At 71.4% G+C, this 23,510-nt stretch carries 14 protein-coding genes; 9 read left to right on the forward strand and 5 right to left on the reverse strand.

The annotated features are described in order from the left end of the window. The first annotated feature begins 17 nt into the window (after positions 1–17). Positions 18–1,151 carry a hypothetical protein gene (locus tag P1V51_07720; GenBank protein ID MDF1562916.1) on the forward strand — a complete coding sequence of 378 codons (1,134 nt, stop codon included), beginning with the start codon at positions 18–20 and terminating at the stop codon, positions 1,149–1,151. Positions 1,152–1,159: 8 nt separating this feature from the next. Here the strand turns inward: P1V51_07720 and P1V51_07725 are convergent, their stop codons facing one another. Next, entirely contained in the window at positions 1,160–2,029 is an 870-nt protein-coding gene (locus P1V51_07725) for an outer membrane beta-barrel protein (GenBank protein ID MDF1562917.1), read from the reverse strand. 26 nt (positions 2,030–2,055) lie between these two features. Next, positions 2,056–3,201 (reverse strand): hypothetical protein, encoded by a 1,146-nt coding sequence (locus P1V51_07730; GenBank protein MDF1562918.1) that lies wholly within the window; start codon positions 3,199–3,201, stop codon positions 2,056–2,058. A gap of 165 nt (positions 3,202–3,366) precedes the next feature. On the opposite strand from P1V51_07730, the gene P1V51_07735 reads away from it, so the two are divergent. The 3 genes from P1V51_07735 to P1V51_07745 all read left to right on the forward strand — a co-directional run bounded on the left by P1V51_07735 (position 3,367) and on the right by P1V51_07745 (position 9,257). Further along, a complete protein-coding gene (locus P1V51_07735) occupies positions 3,367–6,702 on the forward strand; it encodes a hypothetical protein (GenBank protein MDF1562919.1) in 3,336 nt (1,111 codons plus the stop codon). A gap of 92 nt (positions 6,703–6,794) precedes the next feature. Beyond that, on the forward strand, positions 6,795–7,763 hold the full coding sequence (locus P1V51_07740) for a hypothetical protein (protein MDF1562920.1): 969 nt from the start codon (positions 6,795–6,797) through the stop codon (positions 7,761–7,763). 63 nt (positions 7,764–7,826) lie between these two features. Continuing rightward, a complete protein-coding gene (locus tag P1V51_07745) occupies positions 7,827–9,257 on the forward strand; it encodes a hypothetical protein (protein ID MDF1562921.1) in 1,431 nt (476 codons plus the stop codon). On the opposite strand, the gene P1V51_07750 is transcribed toward P1V51_07745, so the two are convergent. Beyond that, entirely contained in the window at positions 9,254–11,260 is a 2,007-nt protein-coding gene (locus P1V51_07750) for an OPT/YSL family transporter (protein ID MDF1562922.1), read from the reverse strand. The two genes, P1V51_07745 and P1V51_07750, sit on opposite strands and share 4 nt — an antisense overlap. Before the next feature lie 127 nt (positions 11,261–11,387). Between P1V51_07750 and P1V51_07755 the strand changes: the two genes are divergently transcribed. Beyond that, on the forward strand, positions 11,388–14,288 hold the full coding sequence (locus P1V51_07755; GenBank protein MDF1562923.1) for a patatin-like phospholipase family protein: 2,901 nt from the start codon (positions 11,388–11,390) through the stop codon (positions 14,286–14,288). A gap of 7 nt (positions 14,289–14,295) precedes the next feature. On the opposite strand, the gene P1V51_07760 is transcribed toward P1V51_07755, so the two are convergent. Next, positions 14,296–15,861 (reverse strand): CARDB domain-containing protein, encoded by a 1,566-nt coding sequence (locus tag P1V51_07760; GenBank protein MDF1562924.1) that lies wholly within the window; start codon positions 15,859–15,861, stop codon positions 14,296–14,298. Between the two features lie 122 nt (positions 15,862–15,983). Between P1V51_07760 and P1V51_07765 the strand changes: the two genes are divergently transcribed. From P1V51_07765 to P1V51_07780, 4 genes are read left to right on the forward strand one after another with little or no spacing between them, the layout of a single operon-like run. After that, on the forward strand, positions 15,984–18,029 hold the full coding sequence (locus P1V51_07765; GenBank protein MDF1562925.1) for a hypothetical protein: 2,046 nt from the start codon (positions 15,984–15,986) through the stop codon (positions 18,027–18,029). After that, complete coding sequence (locus P1V51_07770; GenBank protein MDF1562926.1) at positions 18,030–19,460, forward strand: radical SAM protein; 1,431 nt, start codon at positions 18,030–18,032, stop codon at positions 19,458–19,460. Continuing rightward, complete coding sequence (locus P1V51_07775; protein MDF1562927.1) at positions 19,460–20,707, forward strand: hypothetical protein; 1,248 nt, start codon at positions 19,460–19,462, stop codon at positions 20,705–20,707. Before P1V51_07770 ends, P1V51_07775 begins: the two co-directional genes overlap by 1 nt. A gap of 10 nt (positions 20,708–20,717) precedes the next feature. After that, positions 20,718–21,248 (forward strand): hypothetical protein, encoded by a 531-nt coding sequence (locus tag P1V51_07780; GenBank protein ID MDF1562928.1) that lies wholly within the window; start codon positions 20,718–20,720, stop codon positions 21,246–21,248. On the opposite strand, the gene P1V51_07785 is transcribed toward P1V51_07780, so the two are convergent. Further along, complete coding sequence (locus tag P1V51_07785) at positions 21,230–23,503, reverse strand: ATP-binding protein (GenBank protein ID MDF1562929.1); 2,274 nt, start codon at positions 23,501–23,503, stop codon at positions 21,230–21,232. The genes P1V51_07780 and P1V51_07785 overlap by 19 nt on opposite strands. Positions 23,504–23,510 lie beyond the last annotated feature (7 nt).

Consider the following 23,510-nt stretch of genomic DNA (forward strand, 5'->3'; position numbering starts at 1 on the left):
CGTTACAATCGGTCCCGATGATCCGGACCGGCCCGCTCTCGATCGCCCTCGCCGCGCTCCTCCTGCTCCCCGCCTGCGGGCCGGAGGGAGGGGGCGACGATGGGGGCTCGGGGATGGACAACCCCTGGGTGCGGGACGGCGGCGCCCCCGACGGCAGCAGCGACGGGGGGCTGCCGGATGGCAGCAGCGACGGCGGTGGGCTCACCCCCGGCGTGGACAGCGACGGCGACGGCCTCGACGACGTCTGGGAGGACGCCGCCGGGATGCCCGGGGTCCTCGACTGGGACCTGGCGGACACGGACGGCGACGGCACCCCCGACGGAGACGAGGATCCGGACGGCGACGGGCTGACCAACCTGGAGGAGTTCGCCCTCTCGCGCCTGACCTCCTCGCCGGCCGGCCACGCGCCGGACCCCACCCGGATCGATCTCGTGGTCGAGCTCGACGCGATGGACGCCCGGGCGCTCTCCGACGCGATCCTCGCGGAGGCGGTGGCGGCCTACGACGCCGCGCCGCTGGTGAACCAGCTGGGCGTCGAGGGGATCGGCCTCACGATCTACCGGGACCAGGAGTCGATCCCGGTGCGGGCCTTCGATGGCGCCTTCGCCCCGCGCCACGCCCTCCTGGCGGACAACGGTCCGCGCTTCGGAGATCAGGCCGATCCGCCCATCCCCTACGGCAAGCTGATCCACGTCGTCGTCGCGACCCAGCGCACCGACCTCCCCACCCGGGGAGGCGAGGTGGTGACCGACGGGAACGACGTGCTGACGAACACCGGGGTGATCCTCTACCCGGACGCCCTCGCCCCCCTCCACCCGGCCTGCGACGGCCTGGGCGATCCGCCGATCACCCTGGACGAGGCCATCACTGCCACCTTCGTCCACGAACTGGGGCACACCCTCATGCTCGGCCACGAGACCGACCTGAACGGCGGGGTGAACGACTACAACATCATGGCCGTGCCCGGCTCGTGCGGAGAGGCCCAGCGGCGCTTCCACGGCCTGGGCAACACCGACCCCGACCTCGGCAACACCGAGGCCGTCGCCGCGCCGCGCTTCTCGGTGGAGGCGGCCGCCCTGATGGACTTCACCCAGATCCTCTCGGTGCACCGGGCCACGATGGGCGGAGGCGGCGACGGCTTCGAGATGTAGCGGCGGTCCTAGAAGTGAGCCATGACGCCGAGGGAGGCGCCCTGGCCGAGCCCGAGGCCGAGGTTCAGCCACCGGGTGGTGATGGCCTCGGTCTCGCTGCGGGTCGTGGTCGGCGTGCCGCCGGCGCTGTTCTCGATGGTGGTCTCACCGCGCACGGAGGTCCACCGGAAGACCGTCAAGCCCAGCGTGTACTCGGCGTAGAGCGAGAAGCTCTCGTGGACGCGCCAGCTGATCCCGGCGAGGCCCTCGAGGCCGACCCCCCAGGAGCTGGTGCGGTCGTTCACCTGGGTCACCTGGTCGGTCACGCTCACGTCGTCGGTGTAGCGCAGGGCCGAGTGGCTCATGTCGACGAAGAGGCCGACGCCGGCGAAGGGCGCCACCTTCCGGCGGGAGAGCCGCCGCACGAGGTCGGCGCCCACCGAGGCCCCGAAGTAGTCCGTCGGGCCGCTGATGGTCAGCTGGTAGTCGGTGACCGTGGTGTTGCCGGTGATGGTGGTCACCCGCTCGACCCGCACCGGGTTGGTGATGCGGGTGACGTCCAGGCCCAGGCGCAGCCCCCAGACCTCGCCGAGGTCCAGCAGGTAGCCGAAGCCGTAGCCCCGGTGCTCGTCGAGGATCGCCCCGCTGGTGAAGACGTTGTTGAGGTTGAAGAGGAGGGCGGCCCCGACCATCTCGTCGGCCGGCGCCTCCTCGCTCTTCTTCGCCACGACGGCCGCCGCCGGCTCGGGCTCGGAGGCCGGCGCCTCCTTCGGGGCCTTCGGGGGAGGGGCGTCAGCGGTCGCCTCGACCGTCTGCACCGTCACCGGGTTCTGTTCGGCCAGCGCCGGGAGGGCCACGAGCAGGCAGCCCACCATCAACACCCTGGAAAAGGATCGCATCACTCGCCTCCTTGGCAGGGTTCCGGTCAGGGCGCCGCCCGGACGTGGATCTCGGTGTCGACCACCGGCCAGCCGCCGGTGTTCCGCAGGGGGACGTTGTCGAGGTCGGTGCAGCTCCCGGCCGAGGCACCCCTCGGTCGCAGGCTCACGCCCCAGAACTCGACGTAGAGGGCGTCGCCCGCGTCGTCGTTCTCGGTGTCGAAGGCGAGGGTGAGCTCCGTGTTCCCGGCGCCCAGGGTGGCGGTGACCGGCGTCACGGGGTGGGGAGAGGTCACGGTGCCGTCGAAGTCGGTGTCGACGTTGGTGTGGCGCCCGGTGGTGTTGCTCCACCCGTGGTCGGCGTCGGTGCTGCAGAGCTCGACCGCGAAGGGGAAGGTCACGACCAGCTCGGCGTCGAAGCCCTCGTCCTCGTTGTTCACGGTCAGCGCCACCGGCGTCAGGGTCGGCCGGGAGAGGAAGACCACGATCTCCTGGACCTGCTGCCCGACCGTCACCGTGCGGTTGGAGACCGGGACCAGGTAGACGCCGTCGGCGTCGAGGGCGCCGAAGACGTCGATCTCGTAGCGCCCGTTCATGATGAGGGTGTCGAAGCCGAAGGTCGCCTTGCCGTCGACGCCGCTGGTCGCGCCGAGGGTGGGGGGCAGGATGCCCATGTTCGGCGCCAGCGGGCTGTCGATGTCGATGACCGCGCTGACCGACTCCAGGGAGACCATCACCGTGGCGTCGGGCACCGGGGCCCCGTTGGTGCCGTCGTAGACCGACACGACGAGGTCGGCCGGCACGGTGCCCACGGGGTACATCAGGACGTTGTTGAACTCGTAGTCGAGCGCGTCGCCGCGGGTCAGCGAGCCGTTGCGGGTGAAGGTCCGCATCGCCCGGAAGTCCGTGTAGCCCTCGGCGCTGACCAGCACCCGGAAGGAGCCCGCCGGGATGCCGTAGACCGTGTAGAAGCCGTTGTCGTTGTTGGCGTCCAGATAGTGACGGCCCACCTGGATCCGCATCGTGGCGTCCGTGATCAGCGTCCCGGTCAGGCCGTCGACCACCTGCGCCTCGAAGACGTTCACCCCGTTGTCGAACAAGGGACGATCGGTGAGATCGATCTGAGTTCCGGTGTTGCAGCCGGAGACCGCCAGCAACAGCGCCAGGACGAGTCCTCTACCCCTCCCCATCATCTCGGCACTCCTTTGCCCGGGTGTTCCCGGGCGTGCTATCTGTGGAATCAACACGTTCAGGGAAGCACCAATAGTAGCCGAATGCAAGCTCCCGGCTGCCTCCCGCGGGCCGGAGCATCACCAATTGAGGGGCGACGCGCCGGCAGGTGCGTCGGGGGTCTCGTGATGAGCCAGTCGATCCGTTTCGGAGTCGCGTTTCTCTTCCTGTCGTCGCTGCTGGTGGGCTGCCCCGGTGAGCCGACCCCGGACTGCGTCGACGCCGACGGTGATGGCCGGGGGGCGAACTGCGACGAGGGCCCCGACTGCAACGATGCCGACCCGCTCCACTTCAGTGACTGCTTCACCTGCGCCGACCCCGACGGCGACGGCTTCGGGGCCGGCTGTGACCCCGGCGCGGACTGCGACGAGACGGACGGCAACCACTGGGCCGACTGCGGGGCCTGCACGGACGCCGATGGCGACGGCCGGGGCGGTGGCTGTGACCGCGGCGCGGACTGCGACGACGACGCGCCGAGCGCCTGGGAGGCCTGCGGCACCTGCACCGACGCCGACCTCGACGGCAGCTGGGCGGGCTGCGACGCCTACGTGGGGATCGCCGGCCCCGACTGCGACGACGCCGACCCCGACAACTGGTTCGGCTGCGCCACCTGCGTGGACGCGGACGGTGACGGCGAGTATGCGGGCTGCGATCACTACGGCAGCGTCGCCGGGCCCGACTGCGACGACGGCAACCCGGACGCCTGGGACAGCTGCGCCACCTGCACCGACGCCGATCGGGATGGCTGGTGGGCGGGCTGTGATGCCTACGGGAGCGTCAGCGGTCCGGACTGCAACGACCGTGATGCCCTGCACTGGCAGGACTGCGGGACCTGCTCCGACCTCGACTTCGACGGCTATGGCGCCGGCTGCGACCTGGGCGCCGACTGCGACGACACCAACCCCAACAACTTCTCGAGCTGCGGGAGCTGCGTCGACGTCGACGGGGACGGCCGGTACATCGGCTGCGACGCCTACGCGACGGTGGCGGGCCCCGACTGCGACGACGCGCGCCCCGAGACCTGGAGCACCTGCGAGGTCTGCGTCGACCAGGACGCCGACGGCGCCTACGGCGCCTGCGATGCCTACGTCGGCGGCATCTTGGCCGACTGCAACGATCGCAACCCCAACGCCTGGGGCTCCTGCACCACCTGCCGGGACGACGACCACGACGGCCAGTACGCGGGCTGCGACGCCTACGTCACCGTGGCGGGGCCGGACTGCTCCGACGCCGACCCCAACGTCTTCTCGTCCTGCGGCGCCTGCCTCGACGCGGACGGCGACGGCTGGTTCGTGGGCTGCGACGCCTACGTGACCGTCGACGGTCCCGACTGCGACGATCAGGCCAGCGACCACTGGCAGGACTGCGGCCTCTGTCAGGACGCGGACGGCGACGGCTACGGGGCCGCCTGCGACATCGGCGCGGACTGCGACGAGGGCGATCCCGCCCACTGGGCCGACTGTGGCCTCTGCCAGGACGGCGATGGTGACGACCGCGGCCCCGGCTGCGACCTGGGCGTCGACTGTGACACCCTCGACCCCAACGTCTGGGCGGCCTGCGGGACGTGCCGCGACCTCGACGGCGACGGCGCCTACGGGGGCTGCGACGCCTACGTGACGGTCGCCGGCCCGGACTGCGACGACACCGATCTGAACGCCTGGACCACCTGCGCCACCTGCCAGGACACCGATGGCGACGGCTGGTGGGGGGCCTGTGACGCCTACACCACCGTCACCGGCCCGGACTGCGACGAGACCAGCGTCGCCCACTGGGACGACTGCCTCGTCTGCACCGACGCGGATCAGGACGGCTACGGCGACCAGTGCAACCTCGGCGGAGACTGCGACGACGGCGCCCCCGCGCACTGGAGCGACTGCGGGGTCTGCGTGGACCTCGACCTCGACGGCTACGGCACGGGCTGCGACCTGGGGGTCGACTGCGACGACGGTGATCCGCAGCGCAACGCCGGTGCGGTGGACGACACCTGGGACGGGATCGACCAGGACTGCAGCGGCTTCGACGGCCCCGGGCTCTACGACGACTTCGACACGGGCGCCACCAACGCCGCGGTGTGGTCCTCCCTCACCGGCGACGGCGCCATCAACGCGACCTACTCCTACTCCTCGAGCTACTCGCTGAACATGGGGGGCGGGAGCGCGACCCTCACCAGCAACACCCTGGACACCAGCACCTGCGCCACGCTGGTCTGGTCCTACCGGGTCAAGCGCGGCCCGGAGTCGCCCGACAGCGGAGACTACCTGATGCTCCAGTACTTCGATGGCGTCACCTGGGTGCAGGCGGACTACCTCGCCGGCAACAGCGGCACCGACGCCAGCTTCAGCCTCCGGAGCGGCACCCTGAGCGGCGCCAGCGTCTCCCACCCGGCCTTCCAGGTGCGCTTCACCACCCGGGGCTCCGGCACCGGCACCGACGACTTCTACATCGACGACTTCTTCGTCGGCTGCGCGGTCGACACCGACGGCGACGGAACCTACGACGGCCTGGACTGCGCGCCCCTGGACGGCGCCCACTGGAACGACTGCGCCACCTGCCTCGACCCGGACGGTGACGACCGGGGCGCGGGCTGCAACCTCGGCGCCGACTGCGCCCCCGACGATGGCCTGCACTGGGCCGACTGCGGGCTGTGCACGACGGACACCGACGGCGACGGGCGAGGCGGGCCCACCTGCGACCTGGGGCCGGACTGCGACGAGAGCAGCCCGCTGCACTGGGCCGACTGCGGGCAGTGCACCACGGACACCGACGGCGACGGGCGCGGGGGCCCCACCTGCGACCTGGGGCCGGACTGCGACGAGTCCTCCGCCAGCCACTGGGCCGACTGCACGACCTGCCTCACCGACACCGACCTCGACGGCTACGGGCTCGGCTGCGACCTGGGCCCCGACTGTCTGGAGGGGGACGCCAGCTACAACCCGGAGGCCAGCGACACCTTCGGTGACGGCAACGATCAGAACTGCGACGGCGTGGACGGGGTGCTCACGGTGACCACCCACTCCCTCTCCCCGGCCCTCGCGATCCCCTACACCGGCGCGGCCATCGGCTGCGGCGCCGCGAACGCGGTCTCGAGCAGCCTGGTGACGACCGATCTCGGGTCGATCCTCGACGTCGACGTCACCCTGGACATCACCCACACCTACGACTCCGACCTCGACATCTTCCTCGAGTACGACGACGGGGTGAACCCCCCCATCTGCGTGGAGCTCTCCACCGACAACGGCGGCTCCCTCGACAACTACTCGGGGACGATCTTCGACGACGAGGCCAGCACGCCCATCTTCTCGGGGACCCCGCCCTTCACCGGCCGCTACCGGCCCGAGGGCCTGCTCTCGAGCCTCGACGGGCAGAGCGAGGCGGCCACCTGGACCCTCTGGGTGAGCGACGATCTCTCGGGCTTCACCGGGACCCTCTGGAGCTGGGGCCTGACCATCGAGGCCGGGCGCTAGCCCCGCGTTCCGGGTCAACAGGATCTGGGCTCCAGGGGCCCTTCTTGCTAGGGTCGCCGGCTTCCAACGCGCCCTTCGAGAAGGAGAGTCCCATGTCCGATTTCATCAAGCACCTGCTGGTCTTGGCCCTGCCCGCCTCCGGAAAGTCCGAGGCGCGGAAGTACATGGCCTCGCTCTCCCCGGAGCAGTGCCGGGAGACCTTCCACATCGGGCCCACCGTGCAGCTCGACGACTACCCCTACGTCGAGTTCATGCGGGAGGTCGACGAGGTCACCGACAAGATCCTCCACCTCGGCTGCATCTTCTTCGAGGATCACGATCGCTCCTTCGCCGACGAGCACGAGTGGGGCACCCTGGTCGAGCTGCTCAACGAGGACTACGCCGACCTGGTGGCCCAGAAGGACACCACCTCGGACCACCCGGCCCTCGACCTCTTCGCGCGGATCGACGCCGCCCAGCAGCGCGCCGGCGCCAAGATCAAGCTCGGCCGCCTGCCCCAGGACGTGCTCGACGTGATGGACGTGCAGCTGGACAAGGCGGCCCGCAAGGTGAACGACCACAAGGTCGCCCTCTGCAAGGCCGGCCTGAAGGCGGACGAGACCCTGGTCATCGAGTTCGCCCGGGGCGGCCCCGAGGGCCCGATGCCGCTGGATCCCCCCTTCGGCTACGCCTACTGCGTCAGCCGCCTCTCCCCCCAGATCCTGCGGGAGGCCGCGGTGCTCAACGTCTGGGTCGATCCCGAGGAGTCCCGCCGCAAGAACTTCGCGCGCGCCGTGCCACCCCCGGGGGTCGATGACACCTCGATCTACCACGGGGTCCCGCTCTGCGTGATGCTCGACGACTACGGCTGCGACGACATGGAGTGGCTGCTGGAGACCTCCGGCAAGCCCGACCACATCCGCATCGACGCCCACGGCGAGACCTTCATGCTGCGCACCGCCCGCTTCGACAACCGGGACGACAAGACGACCTTCGTGCGCGAAGAGCCCTGGGACGACGCCGACGTGAAGACGATCCACGACGAGCTGAAGCGCGCCATGGACCTCCTGATCGGGGAGTAGGCTGCCCGCGAGGTGTTCTCGGGGACAGCAAGGACGAATAGCCAGAGGAGAGAGGGAGGCGCCGTGGCGGACCTGAAGGCACTCATCAAGGACATCAACGACGGGCTCCGCAAGGGGCAGAACCAGTTCTTCGGCGGCAAGTTCGACGAGGCCTACGCCCTGCTCGACGGGGTCGAGGCTGCCCTGGCGCAGGCCGCGCAGGTCGATCCGGACGACTTCCAGGTCAAGCAGGGCACCAACAAGGCCGCCAAGCTGCGCAAGGACCTGGACAAGCGCACGGGGAAGGCGACCTCCGGGCCGCTCTCCACCCAGGCGCTGCCCACGCCTCCTCCGGCCGCGGGGCCCGCGAAGTCCACCCAGGCTCCGCCTCCCCCGGTGAAGGCGGCCGCCGCTCCGGCCGGTGAGGCCGCCACCCCGTCGGCGGCCGCCGCCGCGCCGGCGAGGCTCCCCGGGGGGGTGAGCAAGCGCATCCAGGACACCCGCGACTTCCTGGCGCGCGGCAAGCTCGACTACGCCCGCAACACCCTCGAGGAGATCGAGCGGATGTATGCCGGGCAGTTCGACGACCAGGACCCCGACTATCAGGACGTCCGGCGAGCCTACGACGAGGCCCTCGCCGCCGCCGAGCAGGCCGGGGCCGAGGCTGCGGCCGCTGCCGAGGCCAGCGCCGAGGCCGAGGCTGGCCGCAGAGCGCTCGAGGAGGAGTGGGGAAGCCGCTTCCAGGCGTTGACGACCTTCGGGCACCGCACCGGGAACGCCTCGGAGCTGATGGAACAGCTGCAGCGCTTCGAGGCCGCCCTGCCGGTGGTCGAGGCCTACCGGGCGGCCGAGGCCTTCGAGGCCGCCCCCCACATCCAGGCGAAGATCGACGAGGTCTCGGCGGCCGTCGATGCCTGGCCGGCCTTCTTCGAGGAGAGCAAGCAGCGCTTCCTGAAGGCCTGCCTGGACGAGATCGAGAGCCGCTCGACGCAGCTGGACCGGCCGGTGGAGGGCAAGCCCTCCTTCATCAGCGAGAAGAACCTCGAGATCCTCGCGGCCTTCCCCGATCAGTATGCGCCCGCCTTCGCCGAGGATGGGCCCGAGCGGCAGGCCATCGCGGCCGCGATGGAGGCCCTCCGGGAGAAGAACCTCGCCAACCGGCGGGAGCGGGCCAAGCTCATCACGCTGCGCGAGGACGTCTACCCCGGCGAGGACGCCGGCGAGATCAAGGGCTGGTGCACGCAGCTGGCCATGAAGCACGCGGGCACCGAGGAGGTGCTGCGGGTGAACCTGGTCAAGGACGACTGGGCGGAGAAGACCGGCTGGGAGGATGGCTCGGGGGAGCGCCTCTGGGTCACCCGGCGGGAGCTCTACGCCGAGGTGGCGGCGCGGGTGAAGGGGCAGGCGGTCCTGCACGCCCTCTACGTGACCAAGACCCTGCGCTCGGATGAGACCTGGTCCTCGCTCGATGGCAACATCATGTGGAGCGAGGAGATGCTGGCCGAGAACGCCTAGCCGACCAGGACCAGGTTGTTCAGGGCGGCGACCAGCACGCCGATGATCGAGACGCCGGCGATCACGCCGGCCGCCACGGGCACGAGGTAGTTCTCGGCGCCCTCGGCGTCGCGCTTCGTCCAGATCGCGGCGCCCACGGCGCCGATCAGCATCGAGAGCGGGTACTGGAAGGGCAGGATCAGCCCGAGGCCGATGCCGGTGGCCGAGGGCAGCCAGTCCCGGTACTTCGGCAGGAGCTGCTCGAGGGCGACCATGGCGGCGCCGAGGACGAGGCCCCAGATGATCGCCTGCTGGTGCATGGGGTGCATGTTCTCCAGGCCCATGCGGAAGACCTCGGCCACGGCCTTCCAGGCCTGGGCGGCCGGGGCCGGGAACTTCGGCGCGGCGCCATCGACGCCGGTGAGCACCGTGGCGTCGGGCACCAGCAGGTACCAGCCCGCCACGGTGGCGATGGTGCCGGCGAAGATGCCCATGAACTGCGCCAGGAACTGCCGGCGGGGGTTGGCGCCCAGGAGGTAGCCGCTCTTCAGGTCGTTGAGCAGATCCGCCGAGGAGCCGGCGGCCGAGGCGGTGATGCTCGCGGTCATCAGGTTGGCGGTGGTCGACTGGGGGATCAGGACGCCGTAGGTCAGCTGCATGATCTTGCCCATCGGCCCCACCGGGGTGATGTCCGACTCGCCGGTGGCCCGGCAGGCGACCAGGGAGAGGACGAAGGTGAGCGCCACGGCGAGCACGCCGTAGTACCAGGGGATGTTGAAGAAGGCGGCCGAGACCGTGACCACCGCGGCGCCGGAGAGGGCGGTCCCCCAGCCGAACCAGGAGAAGGGGACCTCGGTCCTCGCCACCAGGTCCGACTCCTTGCCGCCACCCAGCAGGCCCGTGAAGGCCCGGGCGATGGTCCGCCACTGCAGGGCGAAGGAGAGGAGGCCCGACGAGACCATGATCGGCACCCCCAGCCAGATGCCGATCTCCTTCCAGGCGCGCCAGGGCTGGGTCGTCGCCCGCACCATCTCGCCCGCGGCGGGAGAGAGCCACTCGGACTCGTAGCCCAGGGGCCCGACGACGTAGACCAGCAGGAGCGCGCCGATCGTCATGTAGATGGCGACCCGCAGCCCGACCAGGGCGCCGGCGGCGATCATCACCGGGTTGTGGTCGAAGACCATCGTCCAGTCCGAGGGCTTGTTGGCCACCGCGGCGCCGTCGGCGAGGTGGGTGCCCGGTACCGGGAGGTGGAGCAGATCGAAGAGGTGGGACTCGGCGGGGAGCAGCGCCCGGCGGGTGGCCTCGACGGCGCCGGCGGCCTTCTCCTTGATGACCTGCAGCTCGATGAGGAGGGGGAAGGCGCCGCCGAAGATGGCCGACCACATCAGGGCCCGGGCCTTCTTGAGCGCCTCCGAGCCCCGGGAGAAGAGCGACTGCAGGGTCACCGCGGCGGCGGTCCCCGAGGGGAACTTCAGCTTCTCGCGGTTGATCATGTTGCGCTTCATCGGGATGGCCATCACCGTCCCGAGGGCGCCGAGGAAGAGGGTCCAGGCCGCCAGCACCGGCCAGGAGAGGTGGGCCCCGCCCGGGTTCTCGGGCGTCGCCGAGAGCATCAGCAGCGCCGCGATCGCCGAGACCATGGTGCCGCCGGTGGCGTAGCCCGCCGAGGAGGCGGTGGACTGCATGCAGTTGGTCTCGAGGATGGTCATCGGCGAGCGCGCGATGCCGGCCTTCATCAGCACGTTCCAGAAGGCGTAGGCCAGGATCGACGCGGTGATCGCCACGCCCAGGCCCCAGCCCGTCTTCAGACCGATGTAGAGGTTGGTGAAGGCCAGGAGGAAGCCGAGCAGCGAGCCCATGGCCACCGCCCGCAGGGTGAGCTGCGGGACGTCGTCGCCCCGGTAGACCTCGGCGTACCACTGCTCCTCGTCGTACTCGAGGACCTTGCCGGGAGGCAGGTCGAGGGGGCGGGCGAGCTCGTGCTCCTCGGGCGTGGAGGGCGGCTTCTGGAAGAGGGCCATAGGGGTGGGTCTCCGGCGGTCGGTGGAGGTGCGCCGCGCATCATGCCGACCTCTGGCCCGAGGGCAAGGGCGAAAGGGAGGGCCACCGGGGATGGTTCCGGGGGCGGCTCCGTCGCATGATTGAGCGGTGAAGCGCGCCCGCCTCCCGCTGCTCCTCGCTCTCCTCCTCGTCACGCCGGCCTCCTCGCCGGCCCAGACCCCGGAGCCCGCCGCGATCGGCGGGGAGCCGGAGCGCCCGGCGGAGCCCGGGCCGCTGCCCGAGGCGGCGGCGGAAGCTGAGGCGGAGGCGGAGGCGGAGGCTGGGTTGGTGCCGGGACCTGAACCCGCGCTGCGCTTCGCCCTCGCGATCAGCGGGGGCGCGAGCAAGGGGGCCTACGAGGCCGGGCTGACCTGGGGGTTGCTCGAGCTCCTGGCACGGACCTCGGGGGAGGCCGGCGTGGACGGCGGCCGCCTGCGCACCTTCCGGCCCGCGAGCTTCTCGGGGGCCTCGGCGGGGGCGATCAACACCCTGCTCGCCGGGCTCTCCTGGTGCTCCCTCCCGGAGGAGGAGGGCGGCCTGCCCGATCGGCTCACCGACAACGTCTTCCGCGACGCCTGGATCCCGCCGGACCTCAACCGGATGCTGCCCTCGCGGGCCGACTCCGACCTCTACGCCGCCGACGACGCGCTCTTCGCCCGCCACGATCTGCTGGTCGGGGCCCGGGCCCTCAAGCGGGCCTGGCGGCAGCCGCGCTTCCGGCCGGGCTGCGAGATCTCCCTCGGCGTCACCCTCACCCGGGTCGAGCCCGAGGTCGTCAGCCTCGGCAACGTCGAGGTCGAGAACCAGAAGTTCTTCGTGCCCTTCGTGATGCGGGTGGGGGAGGACCGCCGGGTGCGCTTCGTCTTCGAGCCGGACGCCTTCCCGGGCCTCGCCGACCCCGACATGCTCCTCCTGCCGCGCCACGAGCACGCGCGCCCCTTCCTCCTGGACGACGAGCGGGTGCTGGACGCGATCTTCACCAGCAGCGCCTTCCCCGTGGCCTTCGGTCGCCGCCGCCTCCTCCACTGCCGCCCCGGGGCGGTGCTCGGCGACGCCCAGCGCCGGCGGCTGCCGCCCGAGGCCGATCAGCTGGTCTGCCCGGCGGGCTACGTGCTGGCGGAGGCCGACTTCGCCGACGGCGGCCTCTTCGACAACCTGCCCATCGGGCTGGCCCGCCGCCTCGCCGAGTCCGGGCGGGGGGACGCCGAGGAGGCGCTGCCCGCGACCTACCTCTACGTGGATCCCCACCGGGTGCGCTCGACGCCCGAGCCGAAGCGGGTGCAGCCGCAGTGCGAGCGGATGCCCCACCTGCCGGTCTGCCGCGAGCGGGAGTTCAGCGTCGGCACCGAGAGCTCCATGCTCCTGGGCGCGGTGGGGACGGCCCGGACGATCCAGCTCTACCAGGAGCTCGCCGGGGAGAGCTGGCGCAACCAGCTGCCCGGCCTGGCCCGGGAGACCGCCGACGCCCTGGAGCGGGAGATGCGCCTCTCCCGCTGCGACGCCCTCGCGGCCTTCTTCGAGGAGGTGCCGGACTGCCCGGCGGCGCTGCGCCGGGGCGCGGCCCTCCTCGGCCTGCTCCAGGAGCACCAGCGGGTGCCGGTCGACGGCACCCTCGCGCGCGAGGCCCTGGAGGCCGAGGGCATCCTGAGCGACTGCCTCCCCGAGGAGGGGAGGGAGAGCCGGGTGGAGTGCCGCGGGCATCCCACGCTCTTCCGGGAGCGCCTGGCCTGGGGCATCGCCGAGGGGCTGCAGGCCCTCGGGGACAAGGCCGGCGATCTGGCCCGGCGCCTCTCCCTGGGTCGGGCCTCGGTCCACGCCGACCGCCACATCCTGGTCACGAGCCGCGGGGCGCCCATCACCGGCGCGCTCCTGGGTGACTTCGCCGCCCTCCTGGAGCGGGAGTTCCGGGAGTACGACTACCAGGTCGGCGTCTACGACGCGGTGGTGCTCACCGCCTCCTACCTCTGCGAGCGTCGGTGGGAGGCCAACCCGCACCCCACCGGCGGCCCCTCCCGGGGCTGCCTCTCCCGCACCGCCGAGCGCCTGCACGACGCCCTCGGCCTCGACCGGAGCCCGCGCGGCCGCTACCTCTTCGCCCTCCTGGCCCGCCGGGAGTTCGGCCCCTCGGGTCAGCTGGCCTTCGCCTACGCGAAGATGCCCGTGCCCGACCGGACCTTCCAGACGATCTACGAGGGGCTCGAGAAGGCCCGCTCCGCGCCGCCCCCCGAGGCGCCCGTGCGCACCTTCCGGATCGAGTACGAGTTCTTCCAGCACCTGAAGGCGGAGGGCTTCGAGCCGACGCCCCTCGACGATGGAGGCCAACCCCTGCTGGCCCAGATCATGGCCGACCCCGGCCGCTGGGCGCACGAGATCACCCGGCGGATGACGACCCGCCTGGTGCTCCTGGAGAAGCGGGCGCAGAAGCTCTACCGGAAGCGGGAGCCCGATCGGCGACTGCGCCAGCGCGCCTCCCCCGGCGGGGTCGGGGCCGCCGCCCACGCCCTGCAGTCGGCCACCTACATCTACCCGCGCTTCAGCTTCGCTCCCTCCACCGCGCCCGAGCAGTGGTACTGGCGCTACGTGATCCCCTACGAGGTCGCCCTCGACCTGCACGAGGGAGACATCCTGCTCTCCTGGCAGCCGACCTGGTCGGCCTCGGCCCGCACCAAGGTCGGCCTGCGCGCCAGCTTCGGCATCGCCGGCGGCCTCTTCCCGCCCGCCTACGCCGAGGGCCTCGAGAACTACTTCGTCCTGGGCCTCGACCTCACGGGGCTCTTCGACCTGGGGCCGATCTCCAGCCTGGGGGCCACCCCCATGTACCACCGCACCATCTTCCGGCCCGACAACGGCCTGCGCGACGGCGCCGGCATCGGGGTCCACACCTGCTGGCTGGGCAACCGCCTCCGGGTCGGCGTCGGCTTCCGCAACGTGAAGGCCGTCACCGACACCTGGTTCATCCTCGTCGGGGTCACCGACATCCCCGGCTTCGTCTACTGGCTCTCCCGCTGACCCCGGGTCAGCGCCGGCGCCGCCGGAGGAGGAGCCCGCCGAGCAGGGCGGCGAGCAAGGCTGCGGGGGCCTCGCCGCCGGGCGTGCCGCACTCGGCGCCGCCGCCACGGCCGGTGATCACGAGGTCGACCTGGGGCGAGACGACCTCGTAGGCCTCGCTGCTGCCCTCCAGGCCGAAGCCCACCACCACGAGGCTGGAGGCGGAGAGGCGGCCGAGCTCGGGCATGGCCTCGATCTCGAAGGTCCGCTGGTCGCCGGCCTGCATGGCTCCGACCACCACGCTTCCGTCGAGCCCGCTCACCGGCACGCCGTCGATGGCGAGGGTCTGCAAGCCCACGTGAGCCGGCTGGATCACGACCTCCTCGAGGGGCAGCTCCGAGGGGACCGTGACCGAGAGCTGCAGCCGCACGGCCTGGCCGGCGACGGCCTTCCGGGAGAGCTGCACGTAGTCCAGCGTGACGTAGGTGCCGCCCTCCTCCGGGGCCTCGACGATGAGCTGGGTCTGGCGGGCGCTGATCAGCTCGGGCGCCGTGACCTCCACGGTCCTCCGCCCCGGGTGCGGGTAGTCCACGTAGAAGGTGGCCAGGTTGGAGCTCGCCTCGAGCACGGCGAAGTCGGTGTCCCGGGCGCAGAGGGGGTCGGGGCGCGTGTAGAGGCTCGAGCGGATCAGGGTGATCTTGGTGTCCTCCGGCGGGGGGCGCGGGTTGCCCTCCAGGTCCTGGGCCTGCACCCGGATCGGCGGCGAGCACTCGGAGGGGCCGAGCACCCGGGGCGGGGTCACGAAGACCAGGCGGCCGCTGGGGTTACGCACCTGGAAGGGGGCGGTGAAGGCGTTGTTCGTCTCGTCCAGCTCGGGGATGCGGTCGTCGAGGTCGGCCAGGAGGCCGAGCTGGTAGGTGCCCAGGGGCAGCTCCTCGGGCAGGCTGAAGGCGACGGTGATCTGGTCTCCCTCGCCCGGGAGGAGGTTGCCGATCCAGCGGGTGTGGATCCGGGTGTCGTTGTTGGTGACCTGCTCGTTGTCGGAGAGGAAGACGCCGAGGTCGAAGCAGCAGACGGTGCCCGTCCCCTCGTTGGCCAGGGTCACCTGTAGCTTGACGAGCGCCCCCGCCGCGGCGCTCGAGGGGATGCTGGCCGAGCGGATCGTGATGTCGGCGGACACCTCGAAGGTCATCGTGTCCTGCTCCAGCCAGTTGTTGTCCTCGTCGGTCTCGTCGACGTCGCCCTCGGCGTCGACCTTCGCGGCCAGGTAGTAGACGTCGTCGCGGTAGTCGCCCGGGCTCTGGATCTCGAAGGTCACCGGGAGGGAGGCCCCGGCGGGCAGGCTCGCGACCACCGTGCGGCCGAGGTAGTCGCAGGAGGTGGTCACCACCGGGTGGTCGTCGCTCCAGATCCGGATGGCGAAGGCGCCGGCGTCCACCGTGCCCTGGTTCTCGACCGTGACCGTGACCTCGAAGGGGGTGCCGGCGGGGGCCGAGGGCGGCGCGGCGAGCTCGGTGACGATCAGATCCTGGGCCAGGGCGGGAGCCCCCACCCCGAGTGCGGCCAGACAGACAACGATCCGCTTCCAGCTCATCCGCCCCTCCCGTGCCCCGCACGAAGTCACGCCGATCCAGGGTAGTCGATGCGCCGCACTAGGAGCCACCCACCTTCGGCCGTAGAATCCCCGCGCTCTCGCGAAACGAAGAAGGAGAGGCCATGCGATCCGCGCTCCTGCCCGTCCTCCCGCTCCTGCTGGTCCTGCTCGGCTCGGTGCCCACCGCCGCCGGGGCGCAGCCCGTGACCCTCCTCGAGCAGGACACCCAGGCCTTCGTCCAGGACGACGGGGGGATGGACGTCATCTATGCCCTCACCTTCCGGGACAACGAGGGGCGCAGCTTCATCCGCCAGGCTGGGCCCTTCTACTCGCCGGTCCACTTCACCCGCGCCCTGCTGCGCGAGGGTGAGGCCACCCACGAGGCGAGCGTCTCGGCGGTGGGCGGGGACTACTACCGGATCGACTTCGGCGGCTTCTCCACCCGCGCGGGCGGAACCTACACGATCGAGCTGCACCACCGCTACGACAAGCTCTTCGTCGAGCCCGCCGGTGCGGTCGAGGGCGTGGAGACGGTCGCGGTCTGGTTCAACCCCATCCGCTGGGTCCTGCCGATCGGGAAGTCGGTGATCCACCTGGTGCTGCCCCTGGCCCTCGATCCCGCGGTCGTCGCGGAGCACGAGGACATCACCCCCGCCATGGTCGACGGCTTCGGGCTGAAGACCGATCCGGCGACCTTCGGGCAGCAGGATCACCAGGCCTGGGTCTACACCGACTACCGCGAGGAGCGCCGGCTCACCGTCTACGCCGAGCAGAAGGGGATGGCCGCCGAGGACGTGCACCTGCTTCGGCTCTACCTCCCCCGGGAGGCCTTCCCCGAGCTGCGCCTCACCGAGACCGTCGAGCACCAGCCGGACGGCGTCCCCGACCTCGCGCAGGGCTACCCGGGCGAGGACTCCTCTGCGGAGTACGACGAGTCCCTCACCCTCGAGGAGGTCATCGGCGGCCTCGTCCTCTGGACGATCTTCGCCTTCGTCTTCAACGCCCTCCTCCTGGGGATCGCCTTCCTGATCCTGGGGCTGCCGCTCTGGATCATCGACCGTCTCGCCGGGACCCGCCTGCTCCGGAGGGTCTTCCTGCCGGCGGGCAAGTTCAAGGTCATCGGCCTCTTCTCGGGGACGATCTTCGGCCTGACCGGGACCCTGGTCCCCCTGCGGCTGCTCTGGATGCTGATCGCGGGGATCTTCGCGGGCGTCGTCTCGCTGCTGCGCCTGCATCCCGTGATCGGCCGGTGGCTGGAGAAGGAGGGCCCCGAGTACCTGGCGCCGGAGATCACGGTCGCCACCTTCCAGAAGCCCGGGCACGTCGTGGACCTGGAGGCCGAGGAGGCCGCGCTCCTCGGGCACCGGCCGATCAAGGCCGTCAACCTCCTGGTGCTCCAGCTCCAGGAGGCGGGGGCGGTGCGCATCGTCCGGCGCAACCCCCTGCAGCTGGAGATCGTCGACGCCGGGGAGGCGGCCACCGAGGCCCAGCGCACGCTCCTCCAGCACATCGACGAGCGTGGCCTGCTCTCCCGCAAGGGGGTGCAGGAGGTGCTGGCGCAGCTGGCGACTCAGACCCGGGCGAAGACCTGGCGGGCCGACACCGAGGCGACCCTGGCCCGGGCGCAGGGCCGCTCGGAGGAGGCCTGGCGGGTCCTCGAGGCCACGCCCGAGGTCCGGCGCGGCGAGACCTTCCAGCACCACTACGCCTGGCTCTACCTCCACGACGGCTTCTTCGATCGCAGCAGCGACACCCTCGGCACGGTGGCCCCGAGCGCGCCCGCGGACTCGGCCCTCGCCGCCCTCACCTCGGCGCGCACCGAGCCGACCCTGGGCGGGGTTCCCGCGCAGGTGCAGGGCTTCGCCGAGGGGCTGGTCACCAGCATCGAGTCGGGGGCGGCGGCGACGGTCGAGGGCCTGGAGCGCTTCTTCAACTTCGACAACGACGCCGTCGCCAGAGCCGAGGCGACCGAGGCCGCCCGGGCGGCGGGCGCGAACATCGCGCTGCCGGCCATCGCCACCCAGGGCTACGACGCCTGCCACTCCGCCTGCCACTCGGCGTGTCACTCGGCCTGCCACTCGGCGTGTCACTCGGCCTGCCACTCCGCCTGCGCCTGCCACTCGGCCTGCCACTCCGCCTGCGTCTCCTCCTGCGCCGGGAGCTTCTAGATGGAAACGGCACTCCACCAGCGCATCGACGACTTCGTGGCCTCCACCCGGGAGGTGCTCTTCGTCCGGGAGGCCGACGGGGTCCTGATGATCCGGCCGGACAAGACCCTGGGGCTCAACGAGAGCGCCGCCACGATCCTGCGGGCGCTCTACCGGCCGGGGAGCGAGGGCGCCGCCCGCGAGCTGCCGCGCCTGGCGAAGAGCTTCCGGATCCCCGTCGAGCGCCTGGAGTCCGACGCCTCCGATCTCATGGGCGCCGTGCGGGCGCTGCTGAACGAGGACTACAGCCCCCGCCCGGGGCTGCGCTTCGACGTCTTCGATCCCGGCACGGTCCGCTATCCGACCCTGGCCGAGATCGCCCTGACCTATGGCTGCCAGAACCGCTGCCTCTTCTGCTACGCCTCCAGCCCGCACCGGGAGAAGTCCCAGCGGACGATGAGCACCGAGGAGGTGAAGCGGGTGATGGAGATCATCTACCGCGAAACCCACGTCCCCTCGCTCTCGTTCACCGGGGGCGAGGCGACCCTGCGCAAGGACCTGCCGGAGCTGATCGCCCACGGCAAGGCGCTGGGGCTGCGGATCAACCTCATCTCCAACGGCGTGCGGCTGGGCGACGAGGCCTACGCCGCCTCGCTGGCCCAGGCCGGCCTGGACTCGGCGCAGCTCTCCCTCGAGGCCGCCGAGGCCGGGCTCCACGATCGGATCGTCGGCAAGCCCGGGGCCTTCGCGAAGACGGCGGCGGCGGTCGGGCACCTGCAGCGGCACGGCGTGCACGTCCACACCAACACCACCCTCAACCGGCTCAACCTGGAGCACGCCGAGGCCCTGGTGCGCTTCGCCGCCCGCGAGCTGAAGACCTCGGTCTTCTCCATGAACCTGGTCATCCCCACCGGCGAAGCCCTGCGCGACGAGGAGGAGATCGGCGTGCGCTACGACGCGGTCGCCGGGCGCCTGCCGGCGATCCTCGCCACCTCGAAGGAGGAGGGGATCCGCTTCGTCTGGTACTCGCCCATCCCCTACTGCCTCTTCAACCCGGTCCTCCACGAGCTGGGCGCCAAGTCCTGCGCCTGCGTCTCGGGGATCCTCTCGGTCGATCCGGCCGGGCGGGTGCTGCCCTGCTCGAGCTTCGAGGCGAGCGAGGGGATGGGCTCGCTCCTGGAGGAGGGCTACGAGGCGATCCGGGAGAAGGAGGCGGCGCGCTACTGGAGCGAGCGGCGCTACGTGCCCGAGGCCTGCAAGGCCTGCCCGGACCTGGACGTCTGCGCCGGCGCCTGTCCGCTCTACTGGGACGCCGCCGGCAGCTTCGAGCAGATCCCCGGCGCCGCCGGGCGGGGCGACCGTGAGGGCTACGCTCGCTGGAAGGCCGGCCGTGAGGCGAGCGCCACCTTCGGGGTCCGCCCGGTCGAAGAGGACGAGAGGAGGGTTTCCTGATGGGTGACCTGCAAGGCTTCGGATCGCAGCTCGAGGGCTGGAAGCGCGTGCTGGCGCGCACCGAGAAGCGGCTCTGCGAGGTGCAGGAGAAGTACGAGAGCTTCTTCGCCGAGATCGAGAAGGCCCGGGAGGGAGAGCTGGCGCAGCTGGGCGCGCACCTCCTGGAGAAGCGCGGCAGCCTGCCCGAGGGGCTCGACGCGAAGCTCGACGCGGCCTGGAAGGAGGCGGAGGCGGCCCTGGAGAAGGAGCTCGCCGCCCTGCGCGAGCGCCAGGCGCTGCTCGACCTCCAGGCTGAGGAGGCCCGCCGACGCTCCGAGGAGGAGGAGCAGAAGGTGCACGCGAAGAACGTGGACCTCGACCTGAAGGAGGAGGCCCTGAAGGTGAGGGCCGCCGAGCTCCTCTCGCGGATCGAGGGCTACCAGCAGCAGCTCCGCGAGCTCGGCTCCGGCTTCGGCTTCTTCTCGAACCTCTTCGCCCTGCGCGACCTGAAGCGGGAGCGGGACGTGCTCCGGGAGGAGCAGGAGGACGTCCTCGGCCGGATCGAGGGCCTGCGGAACTCCTGGCAGAAGGCGGACGGCAAGTGGGCCGAGCTCGAGGTCCAGCTGCGGGAGATGTGGATCGAGCGCACGACCCAGGCCCAGGCGGTGCAGGCCAAGATCGACCACATCGAGCAGGTCCGGCCGCAGCTCCTGGAGCGCAGCGCCCTGGAGAAGGTGCTCTTCGAGCGCGAGCCGGTGCTCCCGGCGGTCCCGACCACCGGGGCCCGACCCTGCGAGCGCTGCCAGACCCCCAACCATCCCGAGCAGCACTTCTGCGCGATCTGCGGCAAGCGCCTGCTGGAGGACCGGCCGGACCTCCTCGGCTCCCTCCTCGAGGTCGCCGAGCTCAACCTGCACCACCGGCGCTTCTCCACCGGCGTGAAGGCCTGCCAGGAGATCATCGGCCTGGTGCGGGGCCTCATCTCCGGGCTCTCGAACTTCAAGGAGAGCGTCGAGGGGATGATCGACACCGAGAACCGCTACCCGGTGGGCAAGCTCGACATCGACGTGCCGGGCGCCGCCGTGCAGTACGCGAAGCATTTCGGGCAGCTGGAGTCCGCCGCCAACGTGGAGAAGGGCTTGCACCCCCGGGACTTCGCGGCGCAGATCGAGGCGGTGATGGAGAAGACCTACACCGAGGAGAAGATCCAGAGCTTCTTCGAGACCATGGGCGAGGAGCTCTCGCGCCAGGCGGACAGCCAGTGGTGAAGGGGACGAGATGAAGCGGCTCTCCGGATCCCTCCTGACCCTCTGCGGCGTCCTCGGTGTCCTCCTCGGGCTGCTCTTCCTGGTCGGCGCCGACGGCCAGCTGCGCCGCCTGGCCATCGCCGCGGTGGGCCTCTTCGGGGGCGCCGCTGCCACCGGCCTGGGTCTGAAGCTCCTGCGGGTGGCGCGCTCGGAGGAGCCGGAGGTCCTGGCCTCGCGGATCCTCACCCTGGCGCGCACCTCGGAGGGTGAGCTCTCCCGGGGTGAGCTGCTGGCCGAGCTCGGAGCCCTCGGCGGCAAGATCGACGCGGCGATGCTCCTCCTCGAGGCGCGGGGGGTCTGCCAGCGGACCGAGGCGGGCGCGAACCCCACCTGGATCTTCCCGGCCTTCCAGACCGAGGTGCTGGTGCGCCGCTGCGAGTTCTGCGGCGCCGAGCTGCCCCTCCACGAGCAGCTGGCCAGCTGCCCGAAGTGCGGCGGCACCATCGCCACCGGGGTGGAGCGCTTCGCCGCCGGCGGCGACAGCTACTCGATGGACGAGTAGCGCTCTCCGCCCGACTCGCCGTCGAGGATCTCCCGGACGAGCCGCGCCAGGGTGAGGACCGAGAAGGGCTTCTCCAGCAGGGCCGCCAGGGCTCCCCGCTCACGCTGGTGGGACTCGAGGCCGGCGCCGTAGCCGGTGGCGAGGATGCAGGGGAGCTCGGGCCGGCGGGTGTGGAGCTCGTGGCAGAGCTCCAGGCCGGTCATCCCGGGCATCCCCTGATCGGTGACGATCAGGTCGATGGCCTCGGGCGAGGCGTCGAAGAGCTCCAGCGCCGCGGCGCCGTTCGTGGCGCTGAGCACCTTGTAGCCCAGGCCCTCGAGGTACTGCCGGCTCATGGCGAGGATCACCGGCTCGTCGTCCACCAGCAGGAGGGTCTCCTGGCCCGTGGGCAGCAGCGCGGCCGCCCGGGCGCTCGCGGTCACCTGCTCGCCCCCCTCCACGAGCGGCAGCATCACCGAGAAGGTGGTCCCCACCTCGGGCCGGCTGTCGACCAGGATCCGTCCGCCGAGCCCCTGGACGATCCCGTGCACCACCGAGAGCCCGAGCCCCGTCCCCTGGCTCCCCTCCTTGGTGGTGAAGAAGGGGTCGAAGATGCGGTCCAGGACCGAGGGGTCCATCCCGCAGCCGTCGTCGCGGACCTGGAGCCGGACGCTGTGGCGGATCGGCGCGGGCTCCGCGCCACCTTGCTCGAGGGGATCCTCGATCCGGTCCAGCCACACCTCGATGGTGCCCTGATCGGCGCCGATGGCGTGGGCCGCGTTGGTGCAGAGGTTCAGGATGATCTGGTGCACCTCGGTCGGCTCGGCCGCCACCACCAGGGGCTCCTGGGGGAAGTGCCGCTCGAGCTCGATGTTCGCCGGGAGGGAGGCGCGCAGGAAGCTCAGGCTCTCGCCGACGAGGGGCGCCAGGGTCAGGGGGGAGCGGCACTTCTGCTCGCCGCGGCTGAAGGTGAGCATCTGGCGCACCAGATCCCCGGCCTGCTCCGCCGCCACCACCACCTGCCGGAGCTTGTCGCGCATCGGGCTGTTCTCGGGCAGCTCGTGCATCGTCATCTCGGAGAGCCCCAGGATGGGCGTGAGCAGGTTGTTGAAGTCGTGGGCGATCCCCCCGGCGAGGACGCCCAGGCTCTCGATGCGTTGAGTGCGGCGGCGGTGAGCCTCGAGGCTCTCGCGCTCCTCGGCGATCCGGCGCTCGGCGGTGAGGTCGATGATGATGCCCCGCAGCTCCACCGGCTCGCTCTCTCTCGCCAACACCGAGACGATGTCCCGGACGAAGAGGATGGTGCCGTCGGGCTTGACCATCCGGTACTCGAGCGCGTGATCCTCGAGGCGGCGGGTGGCGCCCAGGCAGGTGTCGATCGCCTCCTGCCGGTCCTCCGGGTGGATCATCCCGGCCCAGGCGTCGAGGTCGGTCCAGGCGGCGGCCGGGTACCCGGAGATCGCCCCGGCCTGGGGTCCCACGTAGGTGAAGCGGCGGCTCTCGAGGTCCAGCTCCCAGGTGATCACCTGGGTCGACTCGACCAGGAGCTGGTAGCGCTGGGCGGACGCCAGGAGCGCCTCCTGGTCGGCGTCGTGCTGGCGCATCGCCCGCCACCGCCTCCGGCCCCAGAGGGCCAGCCCCAGCAGGCCGATCCCCCAGACGGCGCCGTGCCAGCCCAGCATCAGCCGGGTGTGGGTGTCGGCGATCGCCTGGTGCCGGACCATCGGCAGCTCCGTGAGGATCACGCCGAGGAGCTCGCCCTCGCGCTTGTCGGAGTGACAGCGGATGCAGCCGGGCCCGGCCCGCAGGGCGGCCAGGCTGTGGACCATCGGCTTCCCCTCGTGGTCGAACACGGCCGAGGAGGTGTTCGCGCCCGCCAGGATCGGGGCGAGGGTCCCCGCCAGATCGGTGTGGCCGGTGAGGGCCAGACCGTCGATCCGGTGTAACTCCAGGGAGGCATCCGCGTGATCTCCCGGGGGCGCCGCGCCGGAGGGGTGGGGGTGGAGCTGCTGCAGCAGGGTGGTGGCCGTGACCCGCTCCCAGCCTTCGGGGATGGGGGTGTCCTCGGTGGGCGGCGTGAAGATCCCCGGAGGCTGCATGATCCGCCGCAGCACCCGCGCGAAGCCGCGCAGCTCACCCTCGGCCTCCTCGATGGAGTGCTCCCGCGCGTTCTTCTGCTCCTGCGTGATCTGCGTCCCGAGCGAGATCCCGAGGATCAGGGTCCAGGCGAGGGCCAGCACCACGGGGGGCTGGAAGGGTCCCTTGTCAGCGGCCATCTCTCAC

The sequence above is a fragment of the Deltaproteobacteria bacterium genome, assembly GCA_029210625.1.
Classification (GTDB): domain Bacteria; phylum Myxococcota; class Myxococcia; order SLRQ01; family SLRQ01; genus JARGFU01.